The sequence below is a fragment of the Klebsiella sp. HMSC09D12 genome (assembly GCF_001808475.1).
Lineage (GTDB): Bacteria > Pseudomonadota > Gammaproteobacteria > Enterobacterales > Enterobacteriaceae > Klebsiella > Klebsiella oxytoca.
The window spans coordinates 1-4,954 of sequence record NZ_KV793384.1 but is presented as its reverse complement, the minus strand read 5'-3'; the positions used below and the strand labels follow the sequence as shown (position 1 = coordinate 4,954).

Here is a 4,954-nt window from a genome sequence, read left to right as displayed (position 1 = left end):
ACTCAGCAAAAGTTCGATTTATTCAACAAAACCCATGTGTGGGCAAGATGCCGCCCTCAACACTACAGTGAAAGGAATCGGTAATAGAGAATTAGTATCTGTCGTCAATTTCGGCAGTGAGTTTCAGTCAGGCATGATATTCTCTACACTGACCCCATCGCTTCCATGCGACTCTGAATCATGCCAAGAAAACGCTATCGTTTACGCACATTTATGCTGTCACTGTCTGTTGGCGGTGTCCTGATGACGTCCATTCTGCTGCTGAGCGCTCTCACTCTGGTTCAGAAAGAAAATATTGAGAATAGCCTGCTGGAAGGTAACATCGCTTATGCCCGCAAACTGGCTGACACAACGGACCGTTATCTCAGTACAGCCCAGCAGGAACTGGCCTACAGTGCAGGTCTGATTGTTGATTTTCAAGATCGGAAACAACTGCAGGCAGAAGCCGATCGCCTGCGTCTGCAGTCGGGTTTTTTTAACTCCGTTCTGGTCGTCAAAGCGAATGCGGTGGTGGCTGCCACGTCTCCGGAGAGTCTGAGTCTGGTCGGGATGCAGTTGCATTCTCCTGCCAGCCAGCAGTCAATCATTTCTCGCAAGCCCCTCATATCACAGCCTTTCACCTCAGCGACGGGCAACTACATTGTTTTTCTTTCCCAGCCCATTTTTTCGCAGCAGGGTCAGTATGAGGGCTATATTGGCGGAAGTATTTATCTTAAAAAGCATAGTATCCTCAGTGAGATCCTTGGGCAGCATTTTTACGGTAATCAGGCAGAAGTAAGTATTGTTGCTGCTGACGGCCGCCTGATTTACAGCCATGCCCCGAGCGCCGTCGGGCGACTGCTTGATGTCCATCAGGCACATCTAACATTACTGTCAAAAGCGAAGAGCGGCCATTTTGTCGATCATCATGCCGGTAAGGCTCATCTCATCGGTTTTGCTAGTCTACAGCAAGCTGACTGGAAGGTTTTCATTGCAGGAACGTCGGACAATGTATCTCGCATTCTTAAGGAAACCATGATCAGCGCCTTCTGGATCACCCTCGCCATTATCATCCTGGCTAACTGCGCGGTTATATATTTCTCTGCCAGAATATCCCGCCCGCTTGAGAGACTGGCCAGCTTTACCCGCACGGCCGACAGCGAAACAGCGCTACGGCAGCTGGCGCAGCTTGAACCCGGCTATCAGGAAGCAGAGCGTCTTAGGGAGGCTGTAAGCCAGCACCTGGCGTCAATGACCATGCAGGTTAGCCTTCTGACTAATGAGGCGATGACCGATCCACTTACAGGTCTGCTGAACAGAAAAGGCTTCACTACACAGATTAAGGCGCTCAATCCGCTTGGAAATCATTCTGTTATCGCAATCGATATTGATCATTTCAAACATATCAATGATCATTATGGTCACGACGTGGGAGATGCCGTATTGATCAGCCTCGGCCAGATACTGAGATTGCTGACTCGCCAGAATGACATTGTCTGCCGTTTTGGCGGAGAGGAGTTCATTATTTTACTACCTGACTCCAACCTGAACGAAACACGTGTAGTGGCAGAACGGATCCGTACCGTCACAGCGGAAACCTCGTTTGCGGAAGGCATCCACTTAACTCTCTCCGCTGGCATCGCCACACTATCTGACTGCTCTGCAGATTTCAGACAGCTGCTTCGTCAGGCCGATTTAGCCATGTATAAAGCCAAAAATTCTGGACGGAACCGGGTTTGTACTTACGATTCGGGTAACTATCAACAACCCGAGTGCCCATCCAAAAATGATACGCGCTGACAGAGGCTTCGTGCCCGCGATAATGCTCCCAACTTACTGATTTAGTGTAGGATGGTGGTTTTGAAATGATCCGTGGCGATTCAGATCTTGTGAATATTAAATATTCGCATACAAATGGCTTATTAGCCCCACGCCCTTGTTCTTCCCTTGAGTGCAGGCTTTTTCCTGATTGATATTTTGATACTTAACTGTTTTTAAAATTCAAGGTCAGCTTTCTCGCTCAAAGCTGTCCGTAATCCCTTGCCTGCTTAAAAAAACCGGATTAACGTGTGATGTTTTTACGTTTTCCAGGCAGCCTTCATCGGTAAGTACCTGTCTTACAGACTTCAATGCACTTAGTTAAGAAACATCCTAATCGTCCTTTCGCCGATCGCGAGATCTGTTAAGGCAGCTAAACTCGATTGATACCCCAATCCGCCGGGCAGCATTTCCTTTCCGGACGCAAGAAGGAGAAGATCATGAAAGCAGTAATTTACAACGGTCCTTATGATGTAAAAGTAAAAGACGTACCGGATGCGAAAATTGTCCGCCCCACGGATGTACTCGTCCGCATCACCACCACCAACATTTGTGGGTCGGACTTGCACATGTATGAGGGCCGGACCAGCTTTGAACAGGGACGGATTCTGGGTCACGAAAACCTGGGTGAAGTGGTCGAAATTGGCTCAGGCGTTGAACGTATTAAGGTGGGCGACTATGTTTGTCTGCCGTTTAACGTGGGATGTGGTTTTTGCGAAAACTGTGAAAAAGGTCTGACCGGCTTTTGTCTCACTACCAATCCGGGTACGGCAGGCGCAGCTTATGGTTTTGCTGAAATGGGTCCCTGGGAGGGAGGTCAGGCGGAACTGCTTCGGGTGCCATTTGCCGACTTTAACTGCCTTGTTCTTCCCCCTGATGCGGCAGAAAAAGAAGATGATTATGTGATGCTCTCTGACATTTTTCCTACCGGCTGGCATGCAACAGAACTTGCAGGATTGAAGCCTGGTGAAAGCGTGGCCATTTATGGCGCGGGGCCGGTCGGTTTGATGGCAGCTCATTCGGCGATCATTAAAGGTGCTTCACAGGTGTTTGTGGTTGATACGCACACAGACCGGTTGGCTCTGGCTGAAAAAATGGGGGCGACGGGCATCAATGCTACTGGCGATGAAGCTGTACAAAAAATTCTCGACCTGACGGATGGACGCGGTACGGATTGTGGCTGCGAATGTGTTGGCTATCAGTGCTGTAACAAACATGGCCATGAAGATAACTCTGTCACCATGAACAGTCTTGTTGCGTCGACGAAAGCAACCGGGGGAATTGGTGTGGTTGGCGTCTTTATTCCTCAGGATCCGGGGGCTGAATCGGAGCTTGCCAGAGAGGGTAAGATGCCATTTGATTTTGGGAGTTTCTGGTTTAAAGGACAGGCAATCCGTACCGGCCAGGCGAACGTTAAGGCCTATAACCGTCAGCTGTCTCGCCTCATCCATCACGATAAAGCCAGTCCGGGCAAAATAATTTCTCATCGTCTTTCGCTTGAAGAGGCTCCTGCCGGATATAAGCACTTCGATGAGCGGGATGAAGGATGGACGAAGGTTATCCTTAAGCCTTAAATAGAGTTATCCGGTATGAGAAAGCAAAAACCGGGAAAGAATGTATGACTTTTGACAGGGTGCAATAAAATATCCTGTCAGGGTGTTATTATTCATACTTTCAGCTGCCAGGCGCTTCCATATCCAGACTTGTTCCCTGATTTTGCCGACGAGACAGCAAAATTAATACATTCAGGAGGAGGCATCTGCGGTTGATCTGTTCCGTATTTATTAATGAATCGCCACGGATAATCTAGACACTTCCGAGCCGTTGATAATACTGGTTTTCATATTCTGTCGGTGACATCTGATTGTTCGACCCATGCCGACGCTTAGTGTTATAAAACATTTCGATGTAATCAAAAATATCGCTGCGGGCTTCTTCCCGCGTTCCGTAGATCTTTTTCTTTATGCGCTCTCGTTTCAGTAACTGGAAAAAGCTTTCTGCAACCGCGTTATCGTGACAGTTACCGCGACGGCTCATACTCCCTTCCAGGCCGTGTGATTTCAGGAATGACTGCCACTCATGGCTTGTATACTGACTGCCCTGGTCCGAGTGGACCAGCACCTTTGTTTGCGGATTACGCCGCCATACAGCCATCAGCAGTGCGTTCAGAACAATGTCCTTTGTCATCCGGGATTGCATTGACCAGCCGATAATTTTACGTGAGAACAGGTCAACAACCACGGCCAGATACAGCCAGCCCTCGTGAGTCCTGATGTAGGTTATGTCCGTTACCCAACGCTCATCCGGAGCATCCGGATTGAACTGTCGCTGGAGCTTGTTGGGCGACACGATACTGGCCTCGCCTTTGCGTGCCCGCGGGCTCCGGTACCCGACCTGGGCCTTTATCCCGACACGCTTCATCAGTCGCCAGACTCTGTTCACTCCGCACTGTTGCCCGCTATCCCGCAAGTCCACATGGATCTTGCGATAACCATAAACGCAACCGGACTCCAGCCAGAACTGTTTAATCTGTCCCGTCAGTCTCAGATCTACCTGGTGGCGCTTAGAATGCGGCTGCTGAAGCCAGGCGTAAAAGCCACTGGGATGAACATCCAGCACCCGACAGAGCAGACGAACAGGCCAGCAACTGCTGTTGTCACGGATAAAGGCGTACCTCAGTCGGACAGCTTTGCGAAGTACGCCGCGGCTTTTTTTAATATGTCCCGTTCGTCGGTAACCCGCTTCAGCTCCTTCTGGAGCCGGCGGATCTCGGCCTGAGCATCTGACTGTTCTTTATTAGTGGATGAGTCCGGACCGTACTTCTTTATCCAGGCGTAAAGGCTGTGGGTGGCGATATCGAGACGTGTTGCAACGCTGGCAACAGAATAACCGCGATCAACAACCTGTTTGACTGCTTCAATTTTAAACTCTTCGGGATAACGCTTACCGCTCATGGGCACCTCTCTTTAAGCCATCTTAAATGACTCGGAGGTGTCTGTTAAACCCGTGGCGATTCAATAGCGCTGATGTCCGGCAGTGCTTTTGCCGTTACGCACCACGCCTTCAGTCGCGGAGCAGGAAGGACATCTGATGGAAATGGAAGCCACGCAAGCACCTTAAAATCACCATCATACACTAAATCAGTAAGTTGGCAGCA

At 49.6% G+C, this 4,954-nt stretch carries 3 protein-coding genes and 1 pseudogene; 2 read left to right on the top strand and 2 right to left on the bottom strand.

Annotated elements, in window-relative coordinates; all coding sequences use genetic code 11:
• Positions 1-243: 243 nt before the first annotated feature.
• Positions 244-1,779, top strand: a complete 1,536-nt coding sequence (locus HMPREF3178_RS01880) for a sensor domain-containing diguanylate cyclase (protein ID WP_306424453.1) — start codon at positions 244-246, stop codon at positions 1,777-1,779.
• Positions 1,780-2,237: 458 nt separating this feature from the next.
• Entirely contained in the window at positions 2,238-3,371 is a 1,134-nt protein-coding gene (locus HMPREF3178_RS01875) for a glutathione-independent formaldehyde dehydrogenase (protein WP_022651297.1), read from the top strand.
• Positions 3,372-3,603: 232 nt separating this feature from the next.
• On the opposite strand, the gene HMPREF3178_RS01870 is transcribed toward HMPREF3178_RS01875, so the two are convergent.
• Positions 3,604-4,751 (bottom strand): IS3 family transposase gene (locus HMPREF3178_RS01870; RefSeq protein WP_094030713.1). Its coding sequence is split into 2 segments (ribosomal slippage): positions 3,604-4,514 and positions 4,514-4,751, totalling 1,149 coding nucleotides; the frame shifts between segments, so codons are not numbered across the junction.
• 63 nt (positions 4,752-4,814) lie between these two features.
• A pseudogene (locus HMPREF3178_RS29285) lies at positions 4,815-4,904 on the bottom strand (IS1 family transposase); the annotation flags it as partial.
• Between the last annotated feature and the right edge of the window lie 50 nt (positions 4,905-4,954).